Genomic DNA, 24,247 nt, shown 5'->3' on the forward strand with positions numbered 1-24,247 from the left:
GGTATACTTCGCCCTTCTTTTATAGCTGCCCAGGAAGAAGCCTGCGATGACGCCCACTGCCGCCCCGCTCGACTTATTACTGCTGCCGACCTGGCTGGTACCCGTCGAACCCGCCGGCGTAGTGCTCAAGGAGCATGGCCTGGGTATCCGCGACGGTTGCATCGTGTTTATCGGGCCGCGGGCGGCGGCATTGAAGCTTGAGGCGAACGAAGTGCGCGAACTGCCGGGCATGCTGCTCAGCCCCGGCCTGATCAACGCCCACGGGCATGCGGCGATGAGCCTGTTCCGCGGCCTGGCCGATGACCTGCCATTGATGACCTGGCTGGAAAAACACATCTGGCCCGCCGAGGCCAAGTGGGTCGATGAAGCCTTCGTGCGCGATGGCACCGATCTGGCCATCGCCGAGCAGCTCAAGGGCGGCATCACCTGCTTCTCCGATATGTATTTCTACCCCAAGGTCGCCAGCGATTGCGTGCACAACAGCGGCATGCGCGCGCAGATCGCCATTCCGATCCTGGACTTCCCGATCCCGGGCGCCAGCAGCGCCGATGAGGCGATTCGCCAGGGCATCGAGCTGTTCGGCGACCTCAAGCATCATCCACGCATCAAGATCACGTTCGGCCCCCATGCGCCCTATACCGTCAACGATGACAACCTGGAAAATATCCGGATCATCGCTGAAGAGCTGGACGCCGCGATCCATATGCACGTGCACGAAACCGCCTTCGAGGTGCAGCAGGCCGTGGAACAGACGGGCGAGCGGCCACTGGCCCGCCTGGGTCGCCTTGGCTTGCTGGGCCCGCGCTTCCAGGCCGTTCACATGACCCAAATCAGCGAGGATGACCTGGCTTTGCTGGTAGAAAGCAACACCAGCGTGATCCATTGCCCGGAATCGAACCTGAAACTGGCCAGCGGCTTCTGTCCGGTTGAACGCCTGTGGCAGGCTGGCGTCAATGTGGCTATAGGCACTGACGGCGCCGCCAGCAACAACGACCTTGACCTGTTGGGCGAAACCCGCACCGCCGCGATGCTGGCCAAGGCCGTCGCCGGTTCGGCCACTGCGCTGGACGCCCATCGCGCGCTGCGCATGGCCACCCTCAATGGCGCGCGGGCGATGGGCCTGGACAGCCAGATCGGCTCGCTGGAAGTCGGCAAGGCTGCGGATATCGTCGCCTTCGACCTTTCGGGGCTGGCGCAACAACCGATCTACGACCCGGTCTCACAGCTTATCTACGCCACCGGTCGCGATTGTGTGAAACACCTTTGGGTCGCCGGCAAGCAGTTGCTCGACGACCGACGATTGACCCGCATGGATGAAGCACAGTTGACCGCCACGGCCATTGCCTGGGGCCAACGCATCAGCGGGCACAGCGAATAAACCGATTTATCAGATTCAGAGGATTCACCATGAGCAACGTCGACCACGCCGAAATCGCCAAATTCGAAGCCCTGGCCCACCGCTGGTGGGACCGTGAGAGCGAGTTCAAGCCGCTGCATGACATCAACCCACTGCGGGTCAACTGGATTGACGAACGCGTCAACCTGGCCGGCAAAAAGGTGCTGGACGTCGGTTGCGGCGGTGGCATCCTCAGTGAAGCCATGGCCCAGCGCGGCGCAACCGTCATGGGCATCGACATGGGCGAGGCACCGCTGGCCGTGGCCCAGCTGCACCAGCTGGAATCCGGCGTAAGCGTGGAATACCGCCAGATCACCGCCGAAGCCCTGGCCGAGGAAATGCCCGAACAGTTCGACGTGGTCACCTGCCTTGAAATGCTCGAACACGTGCCGGACCCGTCTTCGGTGATCCGCGCCTGTTTCCGCATGGTCAAGCCCGGCGGCCAGGTGTTCTTCTCCACCATCAACCGCAACCCCAAGGCTTATCTGTTCGCGATCATCGGCGCCGAATACATCATGAAGCTGCTGCCGCGCGGCACCCATGACTTCAAGAAATTCATCCGCCCCTCCGAGCTGGGCGCGTGGAGCCGCCAGGCGGGGCTGACCGTCAAGGACATCATCGGCCTGACCTACAACCCGCTGACCAAGCACTACAAACTGGCCAACGACGTTGACGTCAACTACATGATCCAGACCCTGCGCGAGGAGTAAGCCTGTGAAGTTGCGAGCGGTTCTCTTCGACATGGACGGTACCCTGCTGGACACCGCGCCGGACTTTATCGCCATCTGCCAGGCCATGCGCGCCGACCGTGGCCTGCCGCCGGTCAACGACCAGCACATCCGCGATGAAATCTCCGGTGGCGCGAAGGCGATGGTCGCCGTGACGTTCTCGATGGACCCGGAGTCGCCAGGTTTCGAAGCGCTGCGCCAGGAATTCCTCGAGCGCTACCTCAAGGACTGCGCGGTGCACAGCAAATTGTTCGACGGTATGGCCGAGCTGCTGGAAGACATCGAGAAAGCCAAGCTGGTCTGGGGCGTGGTCACCAACAAGCCGCTGCGCTTTGCCGAGCCGATCATGCAGCAACTGGGCCTGGCCGAACGCTCGGCCGTGCTGATCTGTCCGGACCACGTAAAGAACAGCAAGCCGGACCCGGAGCCGATGATCCTGGCGTGCAAGATGCTCGACCTCGACCCGGCCAGCGTGTTGTTCGTGGGCGACGATTTGCGTGATATCGAATCCGGTCGCGATGCCGGCACCCGGACGGCGGCAGTTACCTACGGCTATATCCATCCGGACGACAATCCGCGTCACTGGGGGGCGGATGTGGTGGTGGACCACCCATTGGAGCTGCGCAAGGTGCTGGATAGCGCGGTGTGCAGTTGCTGATTTAACTGATCGATGAAGATCCAATATGGGAGGGGGCTTGCTCCCGATTGCAGTGTGTCAGTCACTGCATTTGTTGACTGATCCACCGCTATCGGGGCAAGCCCCCTCCCACAGTTGATCTTCGGCGTTTTCGAATGTGAGGTTATGTATGTTTGATTATTCCGCCCCTCCAGAACTGCTCAAAGGCCGGGTGATCCTGGTCACCGGTGCCGGCCGCGGGATCGGCGCGGCTGCGGCGAAAACCTACGCCGCCCACGGTGCTACCGTGCTGCTGCTGGGCAAGACCGAGGCCAACCTGGCCCAGGTGTATGACGAAATCGAAGCCGCCGGCCAGCCGCAACCGGTGGTGATCCCGTTCAACCTGGAGACCGCCCTGCCCCATCAATACGATGAGCTGGCAGCAATGATCGAAAAGGCATTCGGCCGCCTCGACGGCCTGCTGCACAACGCCTCGATCATCGGACCGCGCACGCCCATCGAACAATTGTCCGGCGAGCACTTCATGCGAGTGATGCACGTCAACGTCAACGCGATGTTCATGCTGACCAGCACCCTGCTGCCGTTGCTCAAGCTGTCCACGGATGCGTCGGTGGTGTTCACTTCCAGCAGCGTCGGGCGCAAGGGCCGCGCGTATTGGGGCGCTTACGGAGTGTCGAAGTTTGCCACTGAAGGCTTGATGCAGACCCTGGCCGACGAGCTGGAAGACGTCGCCGCCGTGCGCGCCAACAGCATCAACCCGGGCGGTACGCGCACCAGCATGCGAGCCCAGGCCTACCCAGGGGAAAACCCGATGGAACGGCCGGCGCCGGAAGAAATCATGCCGGTGTACCTGTACCTGATGGGGCCGGACAGTGCAGGGATCAATGGGCAGGCATTTGATGCGCAATAACCCCTGACACAACCTGAAGCAAAATGTGGGAGGGGGCTTGCCCCCGATTGCGGTGGATCAGCCCATGAATCTGTTGGCTGACAGACCGCTATCGGGGGCAAGCCCCCTCCCACATTGGTATTGCAGCGCTCGTCAGTTTTTCACCACTTCCTCAAGCGTGAAGCGGCCCAGCGGGTTCTGCAGGAAGTTGCTCACATTCTTGCGTGAGATATTGATGTAAGGGCTGTAGTACAGATCGATCCAGTTCACGTCCTGTTTCGCCAGTTTCTGCAACTCCACGTACATCTGTTCACGCTTGGCCGGGTCGGCCTCGATGCGCGCCTGCGCCACCAGGGCCTTGACCTTGTCGTTCTGGTAACGGGTCATGTAGTTCTGGTTGGTGTCATGACCCAGCACGAAAGTGGTCTTCTGGTCCGGGTCGAGGATGTCGTTGGTCCAGTACATCACCGAAATATCGTACTCACCGTCCACCAGCATCTGCCAGCTCTGGGTCGGGTCGACCTTTTGCAGGTTGGCGGTGACGCCGACCTTGGCCAGTTGATCCTTGATGATCACCGCAATCTGCTCGTCCGCTTCGTTGCCGGCGTTGACCACGTAGTTGAGCTTCAGGTCCTTGGCGCCTGCATCGGCCAGCAGCTTTTTCGCCGCAGTCGGGTCATACGGGCGTTGCAGGTTATTGGCGTAGTGATAGAGCGAGCCTTTCGGGATGTAGGAATAGGCCACGGTGCCTTGTCCGTAAGTGGCGGTCTTCACCAGCGATTGTTTATCGATGGCCATGTCCAGCGCTTCACGCACTTCTGGCTTGGCCAGCAGGCCATGCGCGTGGTTGATCAGCAGGTGATCTTCGCGGGTGGACGGGTCGGCATGGATCACCACGTTCGGGTCTTTCTTCAGCTCTTCAACCCGGGAGAACGGTACGAAGATCGCCGTGTCCAGCTCGTTGTTCTGCACCATGCGCATGCGTGTGTTGTCGTCCGTGACCGACACCCACTCCACCCCGTCCAGGCTGACGTTGCCGGCCTGCCAGAAGTTCGGGTTCTTCTTCAGGATCACGCGGTCGCCCTTGCGCCATTCGTCCACGGTGAAGGCGCCGGAGGTCACCGGGTTTTCCGAGTAGGCGTCTTCGCCCATTGTCGTCATGGCTTTTTCCGACAGGATCGACACCGTTGGCGACGCCAATTGCGAGAGAAACGCCACCGCCGGGGTTTTCAGGGTCACCACCAGCGTTTTCCCATCGCGGGCCTTGGCGGTGTCGATCAGGCTGAACGGGTCGCTCCACAGCGACGCCTTGTTATCGCGGATGCGCAACAGGCTGAACGCCGCGTCGCTGGCGGTGATCGGCGAGCCGTCGGAGAACTTCGCGTCGCGCAGTGTGAAGGTGTAGGTCAGGCCGTCCTTGGAAATCTCCCAGCTTTGCGCCAGGCCCGGTTCCATTTTGGTGCCCAGGTTGTCCACTCGCACCAGGGTGTCGTAGACGTTGGCAAATACCCAGGTATCGCGGTTCTGCGCGCTTTTGATCGGGTCAAAGGTGGTACTGTCTTCACGGCAACCGATGGTCAGTACGCCAGCAGCCTGGGCCAGGCCGGCAGTGAGGGACCAGGCGGTCAGCGTGGCGGCGGCGAGCAATTTCAAATGGCGCGATTGCATGTCATAACTCCTTGTTCATGATGGGCAGGAAGGGGCAAAGGGTGTTCAAGCACGCAACTGTACCGATGCTCATGCACTGAATGGGTGGGCGGCAACACCACGGAACACATGGCCTGGGCATAGCGGCAGCGCGGGTGAAACGCGCAACCTGTGGGCAAATTCAGCGGGCTGGGTGGTTCGCCGGGCAATGGCTGCGCAGGCAACGGACGATGGGGGTCAATCTGCGGAATCGCCTCGATCAACGCCGCCGTATAGGGATGGCGCGGCGCAGTGAACACTGCTTCCACCGGACCCTCCTCGACGATCTTGCCCAGGTATATCACTGCCACGCGGTCGCACAGGCGCCGCACGATGGCCAGGTCATGGGCGATAAACAGGATCGCCAGGTTCATGTGCTGTTGCAGTTCCAGCAGCAGATTGATGATCTGGCCCTGGATCGACACATCCAGCGCCGCCACGCATTCGTCGGCGACGATCAAGCGCGGTTCCACCGCCAGCGCTCGGGCGATGCCCACGCGCTGGCACTGGCCGCCACTGAGGGAGCCGGGTTTGCGCGAGGCCAGTTCAGGACGCAGGCCAACCAGCTCGAGCAGTTCATCGACACGGGCGCGGATGTTTTGCGGCGCGACCTTGCGCTGCACCCGCAACACTTCGGCGAGGGTTTCACCGATGCTGTGACGCGGGTTCAGGGCGGCGTAGGGGTCCTGGAAGATCATCGCGGTTTCCCGGCGCAAGCGCGCAATATCGATGGCGCTGCCCCGGGCCATGTCGACACCGTCGAACAGCACTTGCCCGGCGCTGATCGGGTTGAGGTGCAAAACTGCCCGGCCCAACGTGCTTTTACCGCTGCCGGACTCGCCCACCAGCCCGAGGGTTTCACCGGCGGCCAGATTCAGCGACACCCCGTTCACCGCCCTCACCCACTGCTTGCTCAACCCGAACAGGCCACCGCCGGATGCGGCAAAGCGGACCTCCAGGTCCTTGATCTGCAACAGGCTCATGGGCGCCCTCCGAGGGGATAGTGACAGGCAACTCGCGCGCCTTCCGGCAACAGTTCGGTACACAGGGCGCCGACCTGCGGGCAGCGCGGGTTGAAGCGGCAACCGCCCGGCAATGCGTCGAGCAGCGGCGGCTGGCCAGGGATGGTGCGCAACAACGCATGGCCGCTGCTGTGGGCCGGCTGGCAATCGATCAGGCCGGCGGTGTACGGGTGCCGTGGCTGGGCCAGCAGTTCGTATTTGCTGCCGTGTTCGCACAGGCGCCCGGCGTACATCACCGCGATGGAGTCGCAGCTTTGCGCGACCACGCCGAGGTCGTGGGTGATCATGATGATCGACAGGCCACGCCTGTCGCGAAGGTCGAGCAACAACCGCAGGATTTGCGCCTGCACCGTCACATCCAGGGCCGTGGTGGGTTCGTCGGCGATCAGCACCTTCGGGTTGCACCCCAGCGCTACCGCAATCATCGCGCGCTGGCGCATGCCGCCGGAAAACTCATGGGGATAGTTGTCGACACGGGCCTGCGGGTCAGGAATACCCACTTGGCGCAGCACGTCGATGGCCAGCAGGCGCGCATCTTTTTTCGAGGCGCCTTGATGCAGGCAGATGCCTTCGGCGATCTGCTCGCCGATACGCATCAGTGGGTCCAGGTGACTGCTGGGGTTCTGGAAGATCATGCCCAACTGCCCGCCACGGACGGCGCGCATGCCGGCTTCATCCAGGCGCAGCAGGTCCTGGCCGGCCAGGCGTACCGTGCCGCCTTGCACGCGCAGGCTGGGCGATGGCAGCAGGCGCATCAAGCCGCGACAGGCCAGGGTCTTGCCCGAACCGCTTTCACCGACCAACCCGAGGATTTCACCCTCGGCCAGGTCAAAGGACACGCGGTCGACCAGGGTCAGCGCATGCCCGGCGTTGTCGGCGATCACGCTGAGGTCGCGCACTTGCAGCAGGCTCATGAACGATCCCCCAGGACTTGCGCCACACCATCGGCCAGCAGGCTGAAGCCCATGGCCAGGGTGACGATGGCCACGCCCGGGAAGGTGCAGATCCACCAGGCGGTGGTGATAAAGGCCTGGCCCTCGGCGACCATCGTGCCCCATTCGGCGGTCGGTGGCTGCACGCCCAGGCCCAGGTAGCTCACCGCAGCGCCGTTGAGCAGCACCAGCACCGCGTCGGACATCGAAAACACGATCGAGCCAAACATCGCATTGGGCAGCAAATGCCGGAACAGAATGCGCCCATGACCAAACCCCAGGCTCCTGGCGGCCAGGGCAAAATCGCTCTCCTTGAGTACCAGAATCTGCGAGCGGATCAACCGCGCATACGAGACCCAGCCCACCAGTGCCATGGCGATGTAAAAGCTCTGCAGTCCAGGCCCGAGAATGGCCATGATCGCCAGCATCAACACCAGAAACGGGAACGCCAGGACCACATCGATCACGCGCATGCACACACTGTCCAGGCGTCCGCCGATATACCCGGAGATTGCACCGATGAAGGTGCCGATCATGAACGGAAAGATCACCCCGACAATCGCCAGTTGCAGGTCGATGCGCGCGCCCCAGATCACCCGCGACAGCACGTCGCGGCCGTAGTTATCGGTGCCGAACAGGTGCGCAGCACCGGGCGCCAGCAGGCTAATATCGGTGTTCTGCGCAATCGGGTCGTAGGGCGCGATCCACGGCGCGAACAGCGCCAGGGTCAGCCACGTGAGCAGTATCAACAGGCCCCACGCGGCGGTCAGCCGGCCGTTGCGAAAACCCAGGCGCAGGCGCAAACGCCAGGGCGCTATCAATGGGCGGCTGTTCATTGCATTTTCACCCGTGGGTCGAGGGCCACCGTGACCACGTCGGCGATGAAGTTGACCACCACCGTCGCACAGGCCAGCACCATCGCCACGCCCTGTACCACCATGTAGTCGCGGGTAAAAATACCGCGCACCAGCAACTGACCGATGCCGGGAATGGCGAACAGGCTTTCGATGACCACCGTGCCGCTGATCAGCCAGCCGATATTCACAGCCAGCAGGTTGACGGCCGGCACCAGGGAGTTGGGCACGACATGGCGGCGGAACACGGCGGCTTCCGACAGCCCCCGCGCCCGTGCTGCGGTGACATGATCGGCCTGCAGTTCCACCAACATGCTCGCGCGCAAATTGCGCACCAGCACTGCCGACAGCGCCAGGGCAATGGTCAGACACGGCAGGACCATATGATGGGCCTTGTCCAACCAGGTGCGACCGTAACCGGACACCGGAAACAAGCCCCACTGCACACTCAGCAACAGGATCAGCATCAGGCCCAGCCAGAACGCCGGCATGCCCAGGCCGACCGTGGTGAATACGCGGATCAGGTTGTCTGGCCAGCCGCCTTTATTGCGCGCCGCCAGTGTCGCCAGCGGTACCGCGATCAACAGCGCCAGCAGCACACTGCCGAGCACCAGCACCAGCGTCGGTTCAATACGCGTGACGATCAGCTTCAGGGCGTCGACCTTGTACAGCAGCGATTGGCCGAGATCGCCCTTGAGCAGGTTCTTCAGGAAGTAGAAATATTGCAGCCACAACGGTTCGTCGAGGCCGTACTGGGCGCGGATTTTCAGCAATGCGTCCGGCGTGCTGCGCGAACCCAGCAGCGCGCGCGCCGGATCGCCCGGGATCGAGCGCACCAGCACAAAGGTGATCAGGCTGATGCCCAATAGCACCGGCAACAATTGCAGGGGCCGGGACAGTACGAAGCGGTAACGCGCGAGGTTCATTCGTCAGCCTCGGTGGCGGGCGAGAAAGTCCAGCAGCACCGGAAAATACGCCTCGGGTTCTTCGTAGAACGGCATATGGCTGCTGTTGGGAAATACGTGCAGTTCGGCGTGCCGGGCCGCCATCTTCATGCGCAGGGCACAGGCCGGCGTGAGTTCGTCGTGCTGGCCGGAGGTGATCAATATCGGCATCTTGAACGTGGCCATTTCAGGAATGCGATTCCAGTCCTTGAGGTTGCCGATATACAGGAATTCGTTGGGCCCCTGCATGGTTTCGTAAGGCCCCATGTTCCAATCGCCGAGGGAGCGTTTGACCGGCTCCGGCCATTCGTCCAGGCGGCACACGTGGCGATAGTTGAGCAAGGTAATGGCGGCTTGATACTGCGGGTGATCGAGCGTGCCCATGGCTTCATGGCGCTGCATCATGGCCACGGTTTCGCTGCCAAGGGCGCCGCGCAGACGTTCAAGTTCCCGGGACAGGTGGGGAATATCGCCGACCGTGTTTTCGAGAATCAGGCTTTTCAGCGCATCGGGGTAATGGATGGCGTATTCGATGCTCAGCCAACCGCCCCAGGAATGCCCGAGCAGATGCACGGGGCCCAGGCCCAGTGCCTGGCGCACGGTCTCGACTTCTTCGACATAACGGCGGATTTCCCACAGGGAAACGTCGGTCGGTCTGGCTGATGCGCCCGTGCCAAGCTGGTCGAATGCAACCACTCGCAGGTTATGGTCTTTGAGCCAGCCATGGGCGTCGCGCAAATAGTCACACGGCAGGCCCGGCCCGCCGTTGAGGCACAGCAGCACCTCATCGCCTTCGCCAAAGCTGTAGACCACGAGATTATGGCCGTCGACTTGCACGTTGTACTGCTGGTCGGGGGCAATTTCACGCCACATGCATACATTCCTTGTGTTGTATCGGCCTGGCAGGTAGTGGCCGTTTGTACGTCAACACTACCGAGGATGCCGCGCGTCCATAACCTAGCGTTTCTTATAGGTTTGGCCTGGCAGTCCTTCGCCGGGGCGTGGCATTCTACTTGCAGCAAGTCGAGATTCAAATGAATTCGGGAGCAGAACGGATGCTGGCCAGGCTAACTGCCTTCAATAATCGCCTGATGCCGGGCAGGAGCCTGGACGAGCAGATAGACAATACGTTTATCCTCGCCCAACAGCTGGGTTTCGATGCGCTGGTGTACGACTACACGCCGGTGCCCATCGACCTCAACGGGGTGCTGATCACGCCCTCGGTGCTGCAACTGCGCAACACGCCGACCGACTGGCACGCCTTGTGGTGCAGCGAAGGGTTCTACCAGATCGATCCGGTGCAACACCTGGCCTTGCGCAGCGTATCGCCGTTTGTCTGGTCGTATGAGGCAAAGGCCGAGACTGCACTGCAAACGATCATCGACCCCTGCCATGCACCCGTTTGCTCCTACCTGCACGAACAACAGTTGACCTGCGGCGTCAGCGTGCCGATCCACCTGCCCCGCGGTGGCTTCGCTTCACTGACCGGGCTGCGCACCGGTAAGGCGAGCACGGTATTGAAAGATGCGCAGCAAACCTTGTCGGACTTCAGCGTGATCGGCCACGCGTTACAGGAGGCGGCTTATCCTTTGTTCAACAAAGCAGTGCGCACCTACCCGCATATCCATCTGACCAAGCGCGAGCGCGAGTGCCTGAAATGGGCGGCCGAAGGCTTGACTGCGGCCGAGATCGCCACGCAATTGACCCGTTCGCTGGCGGTGGTGACCCTGCACCTGGCATCGGCCATGCACAAGTTGGGCGCCAAGAACCGCGTGCAGGCGGTGGTGCGCGCCACGCACTACCGGTTGCTGGACGATTGATCCTTATCTAAAACCTAGCTGTTTTGCTAGTTACCTAAACGTCGCGTGCAGACTATCGTAGCCATGATCCTTTTTTCAGAGCAGGGTACGAAATGGAATTCATCGACAAAGTCCGCGAAGGCTACGCCCCCTTCGGCGCCTATCAGACGTGGTATCGCATCACGGGCGAGCTGTCCACCGGCCGCACACCACTGGTGATCATCCATGGCGGCCCCGGCTGCACCCACGATTACGTCGACGCGTTCAAGGATGTCGCCGCCAGCGGCCACGCGGTGATTCACTACGACCAGTTGGGCAATGGTCGCTCGACGCACTTGCCGGAAAAACCGGCTTCGTTCTGGACCGTCGAGCTATTCCTCGACGAATTGAACAACCTGCTCGACCACCTGCACATCAGCGACAACTACGCGATCCTCGGGCAATCCTGGGGCGGCATGCTCGGCAGCGAACATGCGATTCTGCAGCCCAAGGGCCTGCGCGCCTTTATCCCGGCCAACTCACCGACGTGCATGCGCACCTGGGTCAGCGAGGCCAATCGACTGCGCAAGCTGTTGCCCGAAGGTGTACATGAAACCCTGCTCAAGCATGAAGCCGCCGGTACCTACCAGGACCCGGAATACCAGGCCGCCTCGCGGATTTTCTACGACCAGCACGTGTGCCGGGTCAACCCGTGGCCGGAAGAAGTCGCGCGCACCTTCGCCCAGGTCGATGCCGACCCGACGGTGTATCACGCCATGAGCGGCCCGACGGAGTTCCATGTGATCGGCAGCTTGAAGGACTGGAACGTGATCGGTCGCTTGTCTGCGATCAACGTGCCGACCCTGGTGATCTCCGGCCGGCACGACGAGGCCACGCCGCTGGTGGTCAAGCCGTTCCTGGACGAAATCCCCGACGTGCGCTGGGCGCTGTTCGAAGACTCCAGCCACATGCCCCACGTGGAAGAGCGCCAGGCGTGCATGGGGACGGTGGTGAAGTTCTTGGATGAAGTATGTTCAATGCCGCACCAAGCCCTCAAGGCTGGCTAATTCCAATGTGGGAGGGGGCTTGCCCCCGATAGCGGTGTGTCAGCCACTGGAGTTTTGACTGATACACCGCCATCGGGGGCAAGCCCCCCTCCCACATTTAGACCTTGCTGGTTTCAGCCTTCACTGTTCTCTTCGGCATATCCGCCACCAGTGGAATCTCCTTGCCTTCGGCATCGAACAGCTTGCCGCCCCGGTAGTAATCACCATCGCGCAATGCCGCCACGTCGCGAAAGCACAAACTGCGCTCAGTCCCCGCCACGAATACCGACTGCTGGTCAGAGTTACCGGCGGTGAAGTGGTTGAACGTCAGGTTGAGCAAGATCGCCATGATCGCCGACGAGCTGATGCCCGAATGGAAAATGGTCGCGAACCAGCTGGGAAACTGGTCGTAGAAGCTGGGCGCGGCGATAGGAATCATGCCGAAACCGATACTCGTGGCGACGATGATCAGGTTCATGTTGTTGCGGTAATCCACCTTGGACAAGGTGCGAATACCGCTGGCCGCCACCGTGCCGAACAACACAATGCCGGCACCGCCAAGTACCGAGGTAGGCACTGCGGCAATCACCCGGCCCATGAACGGCAGCAGGCCAAGCACCACCAGGAACACCCCGCCGGTTGCCACCACGAACCGGCTTTTCACCCCGGTCACCGCCACCAGGCCGACGTTCTGGGCGAACGCACTCTGCGTGAATGAACCGAAGATCGGCGCGAACAGGCTCGACAGCATGTCGGCGCGCAGGCCGTTGCCCAGGCGTTTGGAGTCGACCTTGGTGTCGATGATCTCGCCCACCGCCAGAATGTCCGCCGAGGTTTCCACCAGCGTCACCATCACCACAATGCACATGGAAATGATCGCCGCCACATGAAAGGTCGGCATGCCGAAATGGAACGGCGTGGGAAAGCCGAACATGGGCCCCTGGGTCACGCCGGAGAAGTCGGCCATGCCCAGGAACACCGCGATCACCGTGCCGATCACCATCGCCAGCAGAATCGACAGGCGCGAGATCGCCGCGCTGCCGATTTTGCTCAGCAGCAACACCAGCACCAATGTCAGCGCAGCCAGGCCGATATTCGACATGCTGCCGAAATCCGCCGCGCGACTGTTGCCGCCCATGGCCCAGCGCGCCGCCACGGGCATCAGGGTCAGGCCGATGGTGGTAATGACGATACCGGTCACCAGCGGCGGGAAAAACCGGGTAATGCGCGAGAACACCGGGGTGATCAACAACCCAATCAACGACGCGGCCATCACCGCGCCGAGAATCGCCGGCACGCCCCCTGCCCCGTCGCTGCCAACGATCGCCACCATGGTCGCCACACCGGCGAACGACACGCCCTGCACCAGCGGCAACTGGCAGCCGAAGAACGGCAAGCCAAGGGTTTGCAGCAACGTGGCCAGGCCACCGGCAAACAACGACGCGGCGATCAACAGGCCGATATCCGCCGGCGACAACCCGGCCGCCTGGCCGACGATCAATGGTACGGCAACGATGCCACCATACATGGTGAGCACATGCTGCAGGCCGTAGGCCATGTTGGCGGCGACCCCCAGATTTTCATCTTCGGGCCGCTGCGGTGACGCCTTCGGGATAGTCATGGTGAGCGCATCTCTGTTTTTGTTGTGCGCTCACTGTATGCAATGTTGAGACTGTATGTCCATAGAGTTGTATACAATCATTCGGACAAGATAGTCTGCCGAGGCGTTACAAAAACAATCCGGCCGTCATGAGCCAGAACGCGTTCAAGCTGAAGAAACTCAATCCAAATGTGGGAGGGGGCTTGCCCCCGATAGCAGTGGATCAGCCAGCACATTTGGCGCTGATATACCGCAATCGGGGGCAAGCCCCCTCCCACATTTTTACTTCAGATCAGTTGCCAGCTCAGAGCACTGCGCCTTCGGCCGCGCCAGCCAGTAACCCAGCACCGCCAACGGTGCGGTCGCCAGCATCACAATCACCGTGATCAACAGCGGCTGCTCGATCATTGATGACACCAACAGACTGGCGAGAAAGCACAAGCCCAATTGCAGGGTATTTTGCAGAGCGGCCGCCTTGCCGGAATTTTCCGAGAACGGCATCAGTGCATTCGCCACCACAATCGGGTAACTGGCCCCGTTGCACAGCGCCATCAGGCAGAACGGAATCAGTAAGGTGGTGAGGGTCGGCACTGTCAACGTTGCAACCAGGTACAACGTCACCATGCTCAGGCAATAGAAAGCGAGCAACCACGGTAGCAAGGTTTTGCCCGGCAAGCGCTGCAAGGCGCTGCGGCAACTGTAGCCGCCGACGAGAAAGGCCAGGGTGGGCAGCACGTAACTGAGGCCGATGTCACTCGGGGTGTAGCCCATGCCACCGAGGATGAACGGCGAAGCGGTCAGCCAGGCAAAGAAACTGGCGGAGCAGGCGGCAAATATCATGACGTTGCCGGTAAATACCCGTGAAGTGAGCAGCTGTGCATAGCCCAGGCGCACGGGGTGGCGCGTTTGACGCTTCGGCGCGGCGCGCAGGAACACCGTCGGCAACAGCAGAAGCAGCGACACACCCAGCAACACGCCAAAAATCGCCTGCCAGCCAAAGTGATTCAACACCATCGCGCCCAACAACGGCGCCAACGCCGGCGACAGCGACATCAGCGGCATGATGCTGGCGAACACCCGGTGAGCCTTGTCCGCCGGGTAACGATCAATCACCAGGGCCTGCCAACTCACGGCGGCAGAGCACACACCGATCGCCTGCATAAAGCGCAATGCCCAGAGCTGCGGCGCCGTCTGCACCCAGAACATACCCAGGCACCCCAGCACAAACAGGCTCAACCCCATGAGCAGGACCGGCTTGCGCCCGAGCCGGTCGGACAGTGGCCCCCACAGCAACTGCCCCAGCGCAAAACCGGCAAGGAAAATGCTCAAGCTGGCGCCCACGGCCCCGGCGCCAATCTGCAACTGCTCGCCCATGGCGCCAAACGCCGGCAAATACATGTCCATGGCGAGATAACCGAGCATGCTCAGCCCCGCCAGATACCACGTGAAACCAAAAGAATTTTTCATTGAAGCCTTGTCGATCCTGCCATCAAACTATTTGCTGACTGGCGCCCATTATGAAGCTGGCAGTTTTCCTGTGAAGCGATAATAATTGAATAGTCTTATCAATAATTTTGAAGGCAACTGCCATGTGGTCCGAATACTCCCTGGATGTGGTCGATGCCGTCGCACGCCACGGCAGTTTCAGCGCCGCCGCCCAGGAACTGCATCGCGTGCCGTCGGCCATCAGCTACACGGTGCGCCAGCTCGAAGAGTGGCTGGCCGTGCCGCTGTTTGTACGGCGCCACCGTGACGTGGAGCTGACGCCCGCGGGCCGCCTGTTTATCGACGAAGCCCGCGGGGTGATGAAAAAAATGCTCGGCACCCGGCGCCTGTGCCAGCAAGTGGCCAATGGCTGGAGCGGCCAATTGAAGGTGGCGGTGGATTCCATCGTCAAGCCGCACCGCTGTCGGCAACTGGTGCTGGACTTCTATCGACAGTTTCCCGACGTGGAATTACTGCTGGAGTACGAGGTGTACAACGGCGTGTGGGATGCGCTGGCGGACGAGCGCACCGACATTGTGATCGGCGCCACCAGCGCGGTGCCGGTGGCCAGCCACTTCAGCTTTCGTGACATGGGCTTGTTGAACTGGTTGTGCGTGGTCAGCGCCAAACATCCCCTGGCAGCGGTCAGCGGCCTGCTCAGTGATGATCAACTGCGCCCCTTTGCCTCACTGTGCATGACCGACACCTCGCGCAACCTGCCCAAGCGTGACACCTGGACCCTGGATAACCAGCGCCGCCTGGTGGTGCCCAACTGGTCCTCGGCGCTCGATTGCTTGCGCGACGGTTTGTGCGTCGGCATGGCCCCGGCGCATCAGGTGCTGCCGTGGGTCGAGCGCGGCGAGCTGGTGGCGCTGCAACTGCACCGCCCCTTCCCGGCCAGCCCATCCTGCGTGGCCTGGGCGCAGAACAAACTGTCGCCGGCCATGGCGTGGTTGCTGGAGTACCTGGGGGATACCGAGACCCTGAATCAGGAGTGGCTGAATGGAATCTGAAAAGCAGCACAGAATTCTGAGGGAGGGGAGCGCCTAGCTCTTGCTCGCGAGAAACTTACCGGCACCGCGTTCATTCAGAAAGCACGCGTTATCGTTGACGTTTTTCGCGAGCAAGCTCGCTCCTACAGACGGTATTAAGGCTTGCCCCTCCCACATTTTGATTGCCTTTCAGTCCAGCAGTCGGGTGATGGCTCGAACGATCATCTCGACTTCCCTGGCATCAAGGGTCAGCGGCGGCAACAGGCGAATGATCTTGCCCCGCGTGACGTTGATCAACAGCCCGTGCTCCTGGGCGGCACGGTGTGCAAGGTCGCGATAAGGGCTGGCCAGTTCAATCCCGATCATCAGGCCTTTGCCACGAATCGCCCGCACTTGCAGATGCCCATCCAGCTCGATGCGCAAGCGATCCAGCAGGTGTTCGCCCTGGCGTGCAGCGTTCTGCAACAAGCCTTGCTCGTGAATAATATCCAGCACGGTGCAAGCGACACGGCACGCCAGCGGGTTGCCGCCAAAGGTGCTGCCATGGCTGCCCGGCGTGAACAATTCGGCGACGCCGGCGCGGGCCAGGCAGGCGCCGATCGGTATGCCGTTGCCGAGGCCTTTGGCCAGGGTCATCACGTCGGGGACAATGCCCTCGTGCTGAAAGGCAAACCAGGCCCCCGTACGGCCAATGCCGGTCTGTATCTCATCGAGCATCATCAGCCAGCCGTGGCGCGTGCAGTGATCGCGCAGCGCTTTCAGATAGCCGGGCGGCGCCGGTAATACACCGCTTTCGCCCTGGATCGGCTCCAACAGAACGGCGGCGATACGCGCGCTAAATTGTTGGGTGATACGTTCCAGTGCGTCCAGATCGCCAAAACCCACCCTCAGAAAATCCCCCGGCAAACGTTGAAACCCAAGGCGTACCGACGGCCCGTCACTGGCTGCCATGGTGCCCAGCGTGCGCCCGTGGAAAGCGTTCTCCATCACCACTACCAAGGGTTGCTCAATGCCTTTTTTCCAACCATGCAGCCTTGCCAGTTTCAGCGCCGCTTCATTGGCTTCAGCGCCTGAATTATTGAAGAACGCGCGGTCCAGCCCGGACAGCTGGGTCAGGCGCCGGGCCAGACGCTGTTGCCAGTCAATGCTATAGAGGTTGGAGGTGTGCAACAGCAGGCCGGCCTGCTCGCTGATGGCCGTTACCAGCCGCGGATGGGAATGGCCGACATTGGTCACGGCCACGCCCGCAACCGCGTCCAGGTATTCGCGGCCGTGCTGATCCCACAGACGCGTGCCCAAACCACGGGTGAAACTCAAGGCCAAGGGTTGATAGGTGCTCATCAGGCAGGCGGCAGTCATGGGGCGGGCTCCAGTGCATCGTTGCGGTGTTTAAGTATCGTTAGCCACCACAGCTGGATAAACTGCGAATTACTGCAATTACTTTAAACCAGGACTTGATAATGGATCTGTTCCAGGCCATGTCGGTGTACGTGAAAGTCGTCGAGACCGGCAGCATGACCGCCGCCGCGCACGAGTGCGGGATGTCGACCACCATGGTCGGCAACCATCTGCGGGCGCTGGAGCAACGACTGGGCGTCAGTTTGCTCAAACGCACCACCCGCAAACAGAACCTTACCGAATTTGGCGGGCAGTATTATCAGCGCTGTCTGGAAGTGCTGGGGCTGGTGGCCGACTCCGAGCTGCTGGCGGAGCAGATTCACAGCGAAGCCCCCAAAGGCAGCCTGCGTATCACCGCGCCGCCCGTGTTCGGCACCGAACGTCTCGTGCCGGCCTTGAGCGAGTTTTCCCAGCGCTACCCGCTGATCGACCTGTACGTGGTGCTGAGCAATGAGCGGATGGACCTGGTCGACAGCGGCTTCGACGTGGCGATCCGTCTCGGCGAACTGGAAACCTCCAGCGTGATCGCCAGGCCCCTGCAGGCCTACACCCTCACCCTCTGCGCGTCCCCTGCGTACCTGGCGCGGCGTGGCACGCCGCAGACTCCGGCGGACCTGCAGCAACACGACTGCCTGGCCTTCGCCTACCCTGCGACCGACAACTGGCGCGACACCGACAAACTGTGGCGCATGACCGGGGACGCGGGCGAGGTAGAGGTGCCGGTGGCCGGCTCATTGACCATCAACAGCTCCCAGGGCTTGCGCCAGGCGGCGGTAAACGGCATGGGCATCATCATGCTGGCGGATGCCCTGGTGCAACCGGACCTGGAGAGCGGCAAGCTGGTCGCCTTGCTGACCGGCTACAAACTGCCCAGCCGGCCCATGCACCTGCTGTATCGCCAGGACCGTTATCGCCTGCCCAAGCTGCGGGCCTTCGTCGATTTTGTCATGGAGAAATGGGCGCGCTAGAACGCCACGCCCCGTTCACGCAGATGCGCGGCGGTGCGCTCGGCCGACACGTGGTGGATGCCCTGCCAGCCAAGGGCGATGGCCGCGTCGACATTGCCGACGACATCATCAATGAACACCACCTCATTGGGCTGGATGTCCGGCAGATGGGCACGGATCCGCGTAAGACTGGCCTGGTAGATCGCCGGGTCCGGCTTGATCAGTTTCAATTGGCCGGAGACGACGATATCGCGGAACAATTGCAGGAACGGGTAGCGTTCAAGGGCATAGGGAAAGGTTTGCGCCGACCAGTTGGTCAGCCCGAACAACGGCATATTGGCCTGATGCAACGCGGTGAGAATCGCAACCCCTTCCGGCAACGCACCACGCAACATTTCGTGCCAGCGCGCGTAATAAGCCTCGATCAAGGCCCGGTGTTCAGGATGTTGGGCAATCAGGCTGCGGGTGCCTTCAGCCAGGCTTCGGCCGGCATCCTGCTCGGTGTTCCAGGCCTGGGTGCAGATATTCTCGAGAAACCATCGCCGTTCCTGCTCGTCGGCAATCAGCTTGCGATACAGATGCTGCGGGCTCCAGTCAAACAACACGCCACCGAAATCAAACACTACCGCACGGATCGTCATGGGTTTGCTCTCGTTTGCACAATGAGTGGGGCAGTCTGGCATGCGCAGGACCCGCAGCAGAAGGCAAGCACGCGTAGGATCGTTCTGAAAATTCACCAAACCTCTGCGTAAGGAGCCAATCTCTTTTACTGTCAGCCCTATCAAGGAGAACAGTGACTGAACGGAATCATCCAACACTGCCGCTAGACGTGACGTAGAGGTATTCCGATGAAAACCAGAACTCTCAGTGTTACATCACCCTCCGCACTCAGCATGGAAGCCTTGCACCGCAAACAGTCCCTTCAGAAAAACGCAGGTGCCGGAAAATCCGACAGCCTGCACACCCCCCTGATCGAGCGGGTAAAAGAGCAAACAGGAATAGTTTCAAGCCACATAGAACCCTTGCAACAGATCGCGGCGACCACCAACTCCATCATCGGCATACGCCCAGTCGAGTCCGTGGCTACCGGACTGATAGAAGCCGGACACCCCACCAAGGATTTTCACATCAAGGGCAAAAGTGCCAACTGGGGGCCGCAGGCCGGTCTGATCTGTATCGACCAGGCCTTCAGCAAGCTGGAGGGCGCGCCGGAAAAAGTCGCTGGCGCCAACGTGCAGATCCTGGATTGTGTCGCGCAAGGCCATGCAGTCCCGATCCCGCTGAAACTCTCGCGCGGCCGCCTTAACGAATTGGTGAAGCTGGGCGCTATCACTGAGCTGTCTGCAAAAGACGCCAACGGTAAGCTGCACCTCAGCGCCCAAGGGCCGAGCGGGCAACGCTATACGTTTCAAGCCCGTTGCGCTTCGCCTGCCGCCGACACCTATCTGATCACCTACTTGGGCAAGCCGCTTGAAGTGCTGGCCAAGCAGGCAGGGGGCAAGCCTTTGACCGCCGACTACGATCTGCATATGGTCGCGCCGCACCTGAGTGACTTCGGGCCCCAGGATAAGCTCCCCGTATCGGATGTCGCGCACAGCGTGTTCAAGGAACGAATCAGTGGGTACAAAAAGGTACCGCAAGAACTGCACGCGGACTTTAAAAGCGCGGACAGTTTCTATCAGAAAGAAGATCCCCATCTCGGCAATGCAACTGCGCGGCTGCAGCAGATGATAAACATCATCAACCGCAAACTGGTGGGTGATGCGGAGCAAGTGGTTCACCACAGTGCGGATTCAGGCAACCCGTTCACGGACGTGAGCGCAAATTACCCGGTGACCTTTTTCCTGCCGGCGAAACTGGGCAGATTCGATGAAATCAGCATCATCTGTAACGCTCGGGAAATGGCCGAATTCATTAACACCGCCAAGGACAGCGGCTATCATTTGCCGTTGAATCCACTCTGGGAGAAAGAAGTGGTCGAGGTGCGACGGCCTGACTTCATCCGCGCGCAAAACCTTATTCAACTCAAACTCGGGCGAACAGCAGCCTGATCACTTTGTGATCAAGGCCGCTGCCAATCACATCATTTACGCCTGGACCAGACCGTTGATCTTGACGGTCGGGTTCACGTCCGCGTCGTAGTCCACGCCATCGACTTCAAAACCGAACAAGCGCAGGAACTCAGCCTTGTAGCCGGCAAAATCGCTGATCTCGTTGACGTTGTCGTCGGTGACCTGGTTCCACAGCGCCGCCACGGCGTCCTGGACCTTTGGCTCCAACTCGGCCAGGTCGGCACGCAGGCGACCGTCGGCATCCAGCTTTGGCTCGCTGCCGTAGAGGCTGTCCTTGAACAGGCCATAGACCTGCTCGATGCAGCCTTCGTGAGTGCCCTGCTCTTTCATGACCTTGAACAGCAGCGACAGGTACAGCGGCATGATCGGGATTGCCGAGCTTGCCTGGGTGACCACGGCCTTGAGCACCGACACACGGGCGTCGCCCTTGAGTGCAGCGAGGTTTTCGCGCAGGGTCAGGACTTTCTTGTCCAGGTCCTTCTTGGCTTCGCCGATGGAACCGTTCCAGTAGATGTCCTGGGTCAGCTTTTCGCCGAGGTAAGTGAACGCGGTGGTCTTGGCGCCTTCGGCCAGTACGTCGGCGTCGCGCAGGGCATCGATCCACAGCTGCCAGTCTTCGCCGCCCATCACTTTCACGGTGCCGTCGATTTCCTCCTGGGTCGCCGGTTCCAGCGTCGTGTCGACCACCACGCCCTTGTCGGTGTTGATCCCACGCAGGGTCACAGCCTTGCCGATCGGCTTGAGGGTGGAGGTGTGCACCACGCCTTGCGGGTCGGTACGGCGTGGCGCGGCCAGGCTGTAGACCACCAGGTCGATCTTGCCCAGGTCTTTCTTGATGGTGTCGATGGTCAGGCGCTTGATCTCGTCGGAGAACGCGTCGCCGTTGATGCTCTTGGCGTACAGGCCCTTTTGCACGGCAAACTTCTCGAACGCCGCGCTGTTGTACCAGCCGGCGGAGCTCAGCTTGCCTTCTTCGCCTTCTTTCTCAAAAAACACGCCCAGGGTGTCGGCGCCGCAGCCAAACGCAGCACTGATGCGCGCGGCCAGGCCGTAGCCGGTGGAAGCACCGAGGACCAGCACCTTCTTGGGGCCGCCTTCGATTACGCCGTTTTGGGTGACGTACTCAATCTGCTCCTTGACGTTCGCTTCACAGCCAACAGGGTGAGCGGTCACACAGATAAAGCCACGAACCCGCGGTTTGATGATCATAAAAATTCTGCCTCTTCCAAGGTGCCGAAGGCCAATGGTGGCCATTCAACTTCAATCGTACCGGTCTATGACGCCTGAAAAACCGAAGCGTCACGATAGACGCAAATCTTCCGTTCTCAAAATTCAATCCACCCACCCTGACGACCGTTACAAACTGTGCACCGCGTTAACACTTTTCGAACTATTTAAAACGCCCAAGCACGGCAGAAACCCCTATCATGACGATATTGTTTCATTATGTTTCAAGTTTGGAGCCAGGTTTCATGAGCAAAAATGCTGTCGGCAAAAAGCTGGTGTCCCTCGCCTGGGTCGTCGGCGTTCTGCTGCTGATCTACTGTTTCCCGCGTATCTGCCTGGTGTTTCTGCTGCTGGTGCTGTTCTGCGGTGTTTATGATTTTTTGCGCAACGGCCTCTACGACCGCGGCACCATCAAGAAATATTTCGTCGGAAACGGCCGCAATACCTGGGTGCTGGCACCGTTCAACACCCTGCTCGACCTGTTGAGCAAACGCAACCGGCATGTCTACACGATGCAAGACCTGCCGCCGGCCTGGCGCGAAGACCTGCAACAGGTCATTAACGACGCCATGGCCCGCAAGGAAGAAATCATCGGTTACCTGGACGCACGCATGGCCGAGAAGAAACGCGGCATGCTGTTTTTCCAGTGGTACGGCCGCCCCATCGAAACCGCCTTGGACATCCCGCAACTGCGCAAAAAACTGCCATTCGTGAAGACCATCGGCGTGTCGGTGTTCAACGAGAACCGCTCGACATCGTTCCACTTCGGCCCCCTGCGCATGATGTTCCGCGTGCTCTACAACATGGCGCCGGCGCCGCACCACGAAGGCGTGTATATCCAGGTGGGCAAGCACAAGCACTATTGGCACGACGACCCATTGTTTATCTTCGATGACACGCTGATGCATGCGTCTTTCAACAAGAACGATGCAAAACGTTACTGCCTGTTCATTGATATCGTGCGGCCAACCCGGGTGCCCTCCGTGCTTAACGCCGTGATCGCCGGTTTTGCCGGCCTGGTATTTACCCTGCGTCGAGTTTTCTACAAAAACTGGAAGCTGATCCAGTAAGTTCTGCGGCATGATGGTGCTGGACGGTGTTTGCGCTCGGCCTTGCGCCTGAGGTAAATAACCGTCTCGTGCGACCGTATACGGCGCCCATCATTCTCAAGCCACCGCGCCTGTCGTGGATGCGGTGGCTGTGCTTTCAAGGAATCAGAATGCCCCAACGTCAAGTCATCAACGCCGCCGTCAGCCCCAAGGGCAGCCTCGAAACCCTGTCACAACGTGAAGTCCAGCAACTGAGTGAAGCCGGCAGCGGCAGCGTCTACGCCCTGTTTCGCCAGTGCGCCCTGGCGATCCTCAACACCGGCGCGCATATCGACAACGCCAAGACCATCCTCGATGCCTACAAAGACTTTGAAGTGCGCATCCACCAGCAAGACCGCGGCGTACGCCTGGAACTGCTCAACGCGCCCGCCGACGCCTTCGTCGATGGCGAGATGATCGCCAGCACGCGCGAAATGCTGTTCAGCGCCTTGCGTGACATCGTCTACACCGAGAATGAGCTGGACAGCCAGCGCATCGACCTGAGCAACTCCCAGGGCATCACTGACTACGTGTTCCACCTGCTGCGCAACGCCCGTACGCTGCGCGCGGGTGTCGAGCCCAAGATCGTGGTGTGCTGGGGTGGCCACTCGATCAACACCGAAGAATACAAATACACCAAGAAAGTCGGGCACGAGCTGGGCCTGCGCAGCCTTGACGTATGCACCGGCTGCGGCCCCGGCGTGATGAAAGGGCCGATGAAAGGCGCGACCATTTCCCACGCCAAACAACGCATCACCGGTGGCCGCTACCTGGGCCTGACCGAGCCGGGCATCATCGCTGCCGAAGCGCCCAACCCGATCGTCAACGAGCTGGTGATCCTGCCGGACATCGAGAAACGCCTGGAAGCCTTCGTGCGTGTCGGCCACGGCGTCATCATCTTCCCCGGCGGCGCCGGCACCGCTGAGGAATTCCTCTACCTGCTGGGCATCCTGATGCACCCGGACAACCGCGACCTGCCGTTCCCGGTGGTGCTGACCGGGCCCAAGCATGCGGCCCCTTACCTGGAACAACTGCACGCGTTCGTCGGGGCTACCCTCGGCGAAGCGGCGCAGAAGCATTACCAGATCATCATCGACGATCCGGCCGAAGTCGCGCGCCAGATGACGCTGGGCCTCAAGGCCGTGAAGCAGTTCCGACGCGAGCGCAACGACGCGTTCCACTTCAACTGGCTGTTGAAGATCGACGAAGGTTTCCAGCGCCCCTTCGACCCGACCCACGAAAACATGGCCAGCCTGCAACTGAGCCATGCGCTGCCGCCCCATGAACTGGCGGCCAACCTGCGTCGCGCGTTTTCGGGGATCGTGGCAGGTAACGTGAAGGACAAGGGCATTCGCCTGATCGAAGAAAACGGGCCGTACGAGATTCACGGTGACCCGGCGATCATGAAACCGCTGGACGAGCTGCTTAAAGCGTTTGTCGCCCAGCACCGCATGAAGCTGCCGGGCGGCGCGGCGTATGTGCCGTGCTATCGCGTGGTGCAGTGAGCGGGCGCGGTCGGTCATAGT

The 24,247-nt window shown here is 61.0% G+C and carries 22 protein-coding genes; 11 read left to right on the forward strand and 11 right to left on the reverse strand.

Features of this window, described 5'->3' with window-relative positions; all coding sequences use genetic code 11:
- Nucleotides 1-46 precede the first annotated feature (46 nt).
- The 4 genes from J1G34_RS02145 to J1G34_RS02160 all read left to right on the forward strand — a co-directional run bounded on the left by J1G34_RS02145 (nt 47) and on the right by J1G34_RS02160 (nt 3,671).
- The gene (locus J1G34_RS02145; protein ID WP_222993181.1) at nt 47-1,378 is read left to right on the forward strand and encodes a TRZ/ATZ family hydrolase; all 1,332 of its coding nucleotides are present in this window, start codon (nt 47-49) and stop codon (nt 1,376-1,378) included.
- A gap of 29 nt (nt 1,379-1,407) precedes the next feature.
- Entirely contained in the window at nt 1,408-2,106 is a 699-nt protein-coding gene (gene ubiG / locus J1G34_RS02150) for a bifunctional 2-polyprenyl-6-hydroxyphenol methylase/3-demethylubiquinol 3-O-methyltransferase UbiG (protein WP_003189760.1), read from the forward strand.
- A 4-nt stretch (nt 2,107-2,110) separates the two neighbouring features.
- Nucleotides 2,111-2,782, forward strand: a complete 672-nt coding sequence (gene mupP / locus J1G34_RS02155; protein WP_065886405.1) for an N-acetylmuramic acid 6-phosphate phosphatase MupP — start codon at nt 2,111-2,113, stop codon at nt 2,780-2,782.
- A 148-nt stretch (nt 2,783-2,930) separates the two neighbouring features.
- Nucleotides 2,931-3,671 (forward strand): YciK family oxidoreductase, encoded by a 741-nt coding sequence (locus J1G34_RS02160; protein WP_065886404.1) that lies wholly within the window; start codon nt 2,931-2,933, stop codon nt 3,669-3,671.
- Between the two features lie 132 nt (nt 3,672-3,803).
- Here the strand turns inward: J1G34_RS02160 and J1G34_RS02165 are convergent, their stop codons facing one another.
- From J1G34_RS02165 to J1G34_RS02190, 6 genes are read right to left on the reverse strand one after another with little or no spacing between them, the layout of a single operon-like run.
- Entirely contained in the window at nt 3,804-5,318 is a 1,515-nt protein-coding gene (locus J1G34_RS02165) for an ABC transporter substrate-binding protein (RefSeq protein WP_065886403.1), read from the reverse strand.
- Nucleotides 5,300-6,319, reverse strand: a complete 1,020-nt coding sequence (locus tag J1G34_RS02170; RefSeq protein WP_222993184.1) for an ABC transporter ATP-binding protein — start codon at nt 6,317-6,319, stop codon at nt 5,300-5,302. The genes J1G34_RS02165 and J1G34_RS02170 overlap by 19 nt, the downstream gene beginning before the upstream one ends.
- Nucleotides 6,316-7,272: an ABC transporter ATP-binding protein gene (locus tag J1G34_RS02175; RefSeq protein ID WP_222993186.1), complete on the reverse strand. Its 957-nt coding sequence runs from the start codon at nt 7,270-7,272 to the stop codon at nt 6,316-6,318. The genes J1G34_RS02170 and J1G34_RS02175 overlap by 4 nt, the downstream gene beginning before the upstream one ends.
- Nucleotides 7,269-8,126 carry an ABC transporter permease gene (locus J1G34_RS02180; RefSeq protein ID WP_222993188.1) on the reverse strand — a complete coding sequence of 286 codons (858 nt, stop codon included), beginning with the start codon at nt 8,124-8,126 and terminating at the stop codon, nt 7,269-7,271. The genes J1G34_RS02175 and J1G34_RS02180 overlap by 4 nt, the downstream gene beginning before the upstream one ends.
- The gene (locus tag J1G34_RS02185; protein WP_065893571.1) at nt 8,123-9,070 is read right to left on the reverse strand and encodes an ABC transporter permease; all 948 of its coding nucleotides are present in this window, start codon (nt 9,068-9,070) and stop codon (nt 8,123-8,125) included. The genes J1G34_RS02180 and J1G34_RS02185 overlap by 4 nt, the downstream gene beginning before the upstream one ends.
- 3 nt (nt 9,071-9,073) lie before the next feature.
- Complete coding sequence (locus J1G34_RS02190) at nt 9,074-9,961, reverse strand: proline iminopeptidase-family hydrolase (protein ID WP_222993190.1); 888 nt, start codon at nt 9,959-9,961, stop codon at nt 9,074-9,076.
- Nucleotides 9,962-10,143: 182 nt separating this feature from the next.
- Here J1G34_RS02190 and J1G34_RS02195 point away from each other — a divergent pair, with 182 nt between their 5' ends.
- Complete coding sequence (locus J1G34_RS02195) at nt 10,144-10,908, forward strand: LuxR family transcriptional regulator (protein ID WP_065893569.1); 765 nt, start codon at nt 10,144-10,146, stop codon at nt 10,906-10,908.
- Nucleotides 10,909-11,000: 92 nt separating this feature from the next.
- The gene (locus J1G34_RS02200) at nt 11,001-11,933 is read left to right on the forward strand and encodes a proline iminopeptidase-family hydrolase (protein WP_065893568.1); all 933 of its coding nucleotides are present in this window, start codon (nt 11,001-11,003) and stop codon (nt 11,931-11,933) included.
- Between the two features lie 97 nt (nt 11,934-12,030).
- On the opposite strand, the gene J1G34_RS02205 is transcribed toward J1G34_RS02200, so the two are convergent.
- Both J1G34_RS02205 and punC read right to left on the reverse strand, forming a co-directional pair.
- Nucleotides 12,031-13,533, reverse strand: coding sequence for a nucleobase:cation symporter-2 family protein (locus tag J1G34_RS02205; protein WP_122484459.1), 1,503 nt, complete (start codon nt 13,531-13,533; stop codon nt 12,031-12,033).
- Nucleotides 13,534-13,794: 261 nt separating this feature from the next.
- Complete coding sequence (gene punC / locus J1G34_RS02210; RefSeq protein ID WP_222993192.1) at nt 13,795-14,979, reverse strand: purine nucleoside transporter PunC; 1,185 nt, start codon at nt 14,977-14,979, stop codon at nt 13,795-13,797.
- 122 nt (nt 14,980-15,101) lie between these two features.
- Between punC and punR the strand changes: the two genes are divergently transcribed.
- Nucleotides 15,102-16,010, forward strand: a complete 909-nt coding sequence (gene punR, locus J1G34_RS02215) for a DNA-binding transcriptional activator PunR (protein ID WP_065896636.1) — start codon at nt 15,102-15,104, stop codon at nt 16,008-16,010.
- A gap of 168 nt (nt 16,011-16,178) precedes the next feature.
- On the opposite strand, the gene J1G34_RS02220 is transcribed toward punR, so the two are convergent.
- Nucleotides 16,179-17,348, reverse strand: coding sequence for an aspartate aminotransferase family protein (locus J1G34_RS02220; RefSeq protein ID WP_222993194.1), 1,170 nt, complete (start codon nt 17,346-17,348; stop codon nt 16,179-16,181).
- A gap of 101 nt (nt 17,349-17,449) precedes the next feature.
- Between J1G34_RS02220 and J1G34_RS02225 the strand changes: the two genes are divergently transcribed.
- Nucleotides 17,450-18,355 (forward strand): LysR family transcriptional regulator, encoded by a 906-nt coding sequence (locus J1G34_RS02225; RefSeq protein WP_065896638.1) that lies wholly within the window; start codon nt 17,450-17,452, stop codon nt 18,353-18,355.
- Here J1G34_RS02225 and J1G34_RS02230 read toward each other — a convergent pair.
- Nucleotides 18,352-18,975 (reverse strand): HAD family hydrolase, encoded by a 624-nt coding sequence (locus J1G34_RS02230; protein ID WP_065893562.1) that lies wholly within the window; start codon nt 18,973-18,975, stop codon nt 18,352-18,354. The genes J1G34_RS02225 and J1G34_RS02230 overlap by 4 nt on opposite strands.
- Before the next feature lie 207 nt (nt 18,976-19,182).
- Here J1G34_RS02230 and J1G34_RS02235 point away from each other — a divergent pair, with 207 nt between their 5' ends.
- Entirely contained in the window at nt 19,183-20,385 is a 1,203-nt protein-coding gene (locus tag J1G34_RS02235; RefSeq protein ID WP_222993196.1) for a CyaA/EF/ExoY family adenylyl cyclase toxin, read from the forward strand.
- Nucleotides 20,386-20,421: 36 nt separating this feature from the next.
- Here the strand turns inward: J1G34_RS02235 and fabV are convergent, their stop codons facing one another.
- On the reverse strand, nt 20,422-21,615 hold the full coding sequence (gene fabV, locus J1G34_RS02240; protein ID WP_065886389.1) for an enoyl-ACP reductase FabV: 1,194 nt from the start codon (nt 21,613-21,615) through the stop codon (nt 20,422-20,424).
- Nucleotides 21,616-21,878: 263 nt separating this feature from the next.
- Here fabV and J1G34_RS02245 point away from each other — a divergent pair, with 263 nt between their 5' ends.
- Entirely contained in the window at nt 21,879-22,703 is an 825-nt protein-coding gene (locus tag J1G34_RS02245; protein WP_065886388.1) for an aspartyl/asparaginyl beta-hydroxylase domain-containing protein, read from the forward strand.
- Between the two features lie 149 nt (nt 22,704-22,852).
- Nucleotides 22,853-24,226 carry a nucleotide 5'-monophosphate nucleosidase PpnN gene (ppnN, locus tag J1G34_RS02250; protein WP_065893559.1) on the forward strand — a complete coding sequence of 458 codons (1,374 nt, stop codon included), beginning with the start codon at nt 22,853-22,855 and terminating at the stop codon, nt 24,224-24,226.
- Nucleotides 24,227-24,247: the final 21 nt, after the last annotated feature.

It is taken from the genome of Pseudomonas sp. Wu6 (assembly GCF_019891515.1).
GTDB lineage: Bacteria > Pseudomonadota > Gammaproteobacteria > Pseudomonadales > Pseudomonadaceae > Aquipseudomonas > Aquipseudomonas orientalis_A.

Excerpts from the sequence above, each read along its gene's own strand:
- J1G34_RS02145 (WP_222993181.1), top strand. The coding sequence starts at position 47 with ATGACGCCCACTGCCGCCCCGCTCGACTTATTACTGCTGCCGACCTGG.
- ubiG (WP_003189760.1), top strand. The coding sequence starts at position 1,408 with ATGAGCAACGTCGACCACGCCGAAATCGCCAAATTCGAAGCCCTGGCC.
- J1G34_RS02160 (WP_065886404.1), top strand. The coding sequence starts at position 2,931 with ATGTTTGATTATTCCGCCCCTCCAGAACTGCTCAAAGGCCGGGTGATC.
- J1G34_RS02165 (WP_065886403.1), bottom strand. The coding sequence starts at position 5,318 with ATGCAATCGCGCCATTTGAAATTGCTCGCCGCCGCCACGCTGACCGCC.
- J1G34_RS02170 (WP_222993184.1), bottom strand. The coding sequence starts at position 6,319 with ATGAGCCTGTTGCAGATCAAGGACCTGGAGGTCCGCTTTGCCGCATCC.
- J1G34_RS02175 (WP_222993186.1), bottom strand. The coding sequence starts at position 7,272 with ATGAGCCTGCTGCAAGTGCGCGACCTCAGCGTGATCGCCGACAACGCC.
- J1G34_RS02180 (WP_222993188.1), bottom strand. The coding sequence starts at position 8,126 with ATGAACAGCCGCCCATTGATAGCGCCCTGGCGTTTGCGCCTGCGCCTG.
- J1G34_RS02185 (WP_065893571.1), bottom strand. The coding sequence starts at position 9,070 with ATGAACCTCGCGCGTTACCGCTTCGTACTGTCCCGGCCCCTGCAATTG.
- J1G34_RS02190 (WP_222993190.1), bottom strand. The coding sequence starts at position 9,961 with ATGTGGCGTGAAATTGCCCCCGACCAGCAGTACAACGTGCAAGTCGAC.
- J1G34_RS02195 (WP_065893569.1), top strand. The coding sequence starts at position 10,144 with ATGCTGGCCAGGCTAACTGCCTTCAATAATCGCCTGATGCCGGGCAGG.
- J1G34_RS02200 (WP_065893568.1), top strand. The coding sequence starts at position 11,001 with ATGGAATTCATCGACAAAGTCCGCGAAGGCTACGCCCCCTTCGGCGCC.
- J1G34_RS02205 (WP_122484459.1), bottom strand. The coding sequence starts at position 13,533 with ATGACTATCCCGAAGGCGTCACCGCAGCGGCCCGAAGATGAAAATCTG.
- punC (WP_222993192.1), bottom strand. The coding sequence starts at position 14,979 with ATGAAAAATTCTTTTGGTTTCACGTGGTATCTGGCGGGGCTGAGCATG.
- punR (WP_065896636.1), top strand. The coding sequence starts at position 15,102 with ATGTGGTCCGAATACTCCCTGGATGTGGTCGATGCCGTCGCACGCCAC.
- J1G34_RS02220 (WP_222993194.1), bottom strand. The coding sequence starts at position 17,348 with ATGACTGCCGCCTGCCTGATGAGCACCTATCAACCCTTGGCCTTGAGT.
- J1G34_RS02225 (WP_065896638.1), top strand. The coding sequence starts at position 17,450 with ATGGATCTGTTCCAGGCCATGTCGGTGTACGTGAAAGTCGTCGAGACC.
- J1G34_RS02230 (WP_065893562.1), bottom strand. The coding sequence starts at position 18,975 with ATGACGATCCGTGCGGTAGTGTTTGATTTCGGTGGCGTGTTGTTTGAC.
- J1G34_RS02235 (WP_222993196.1), top strand. The coding sequence starts at position 19,183 with ATGAAAACCAGAACTCTCAGTGTTACATCACCCTCCGCACTCAGCATG.
- fabV (WP_065886389.1), bottom strand. The coding sequence starts at position 21,615 with ATGATCATCAAACCGCGGGTTCGTGGCTTTATCTGTGTGACCGCTCAC.
- J1G34_RS02245 (WP_065886388.1), top strand. The coding sequence starts at position 21,879 with ATGAGCAAAAATGCTGTCGGCAAAAAGCTGGTGTCCCTCGCCTGGGTC.
- ppnN (WP_065893559.1), top strand. The coding sequence starts at position 22,853 with ATGCCCCAACGTCAAGTCATCAACGCCGCCGTCAGCCCCAAGGGCAGC.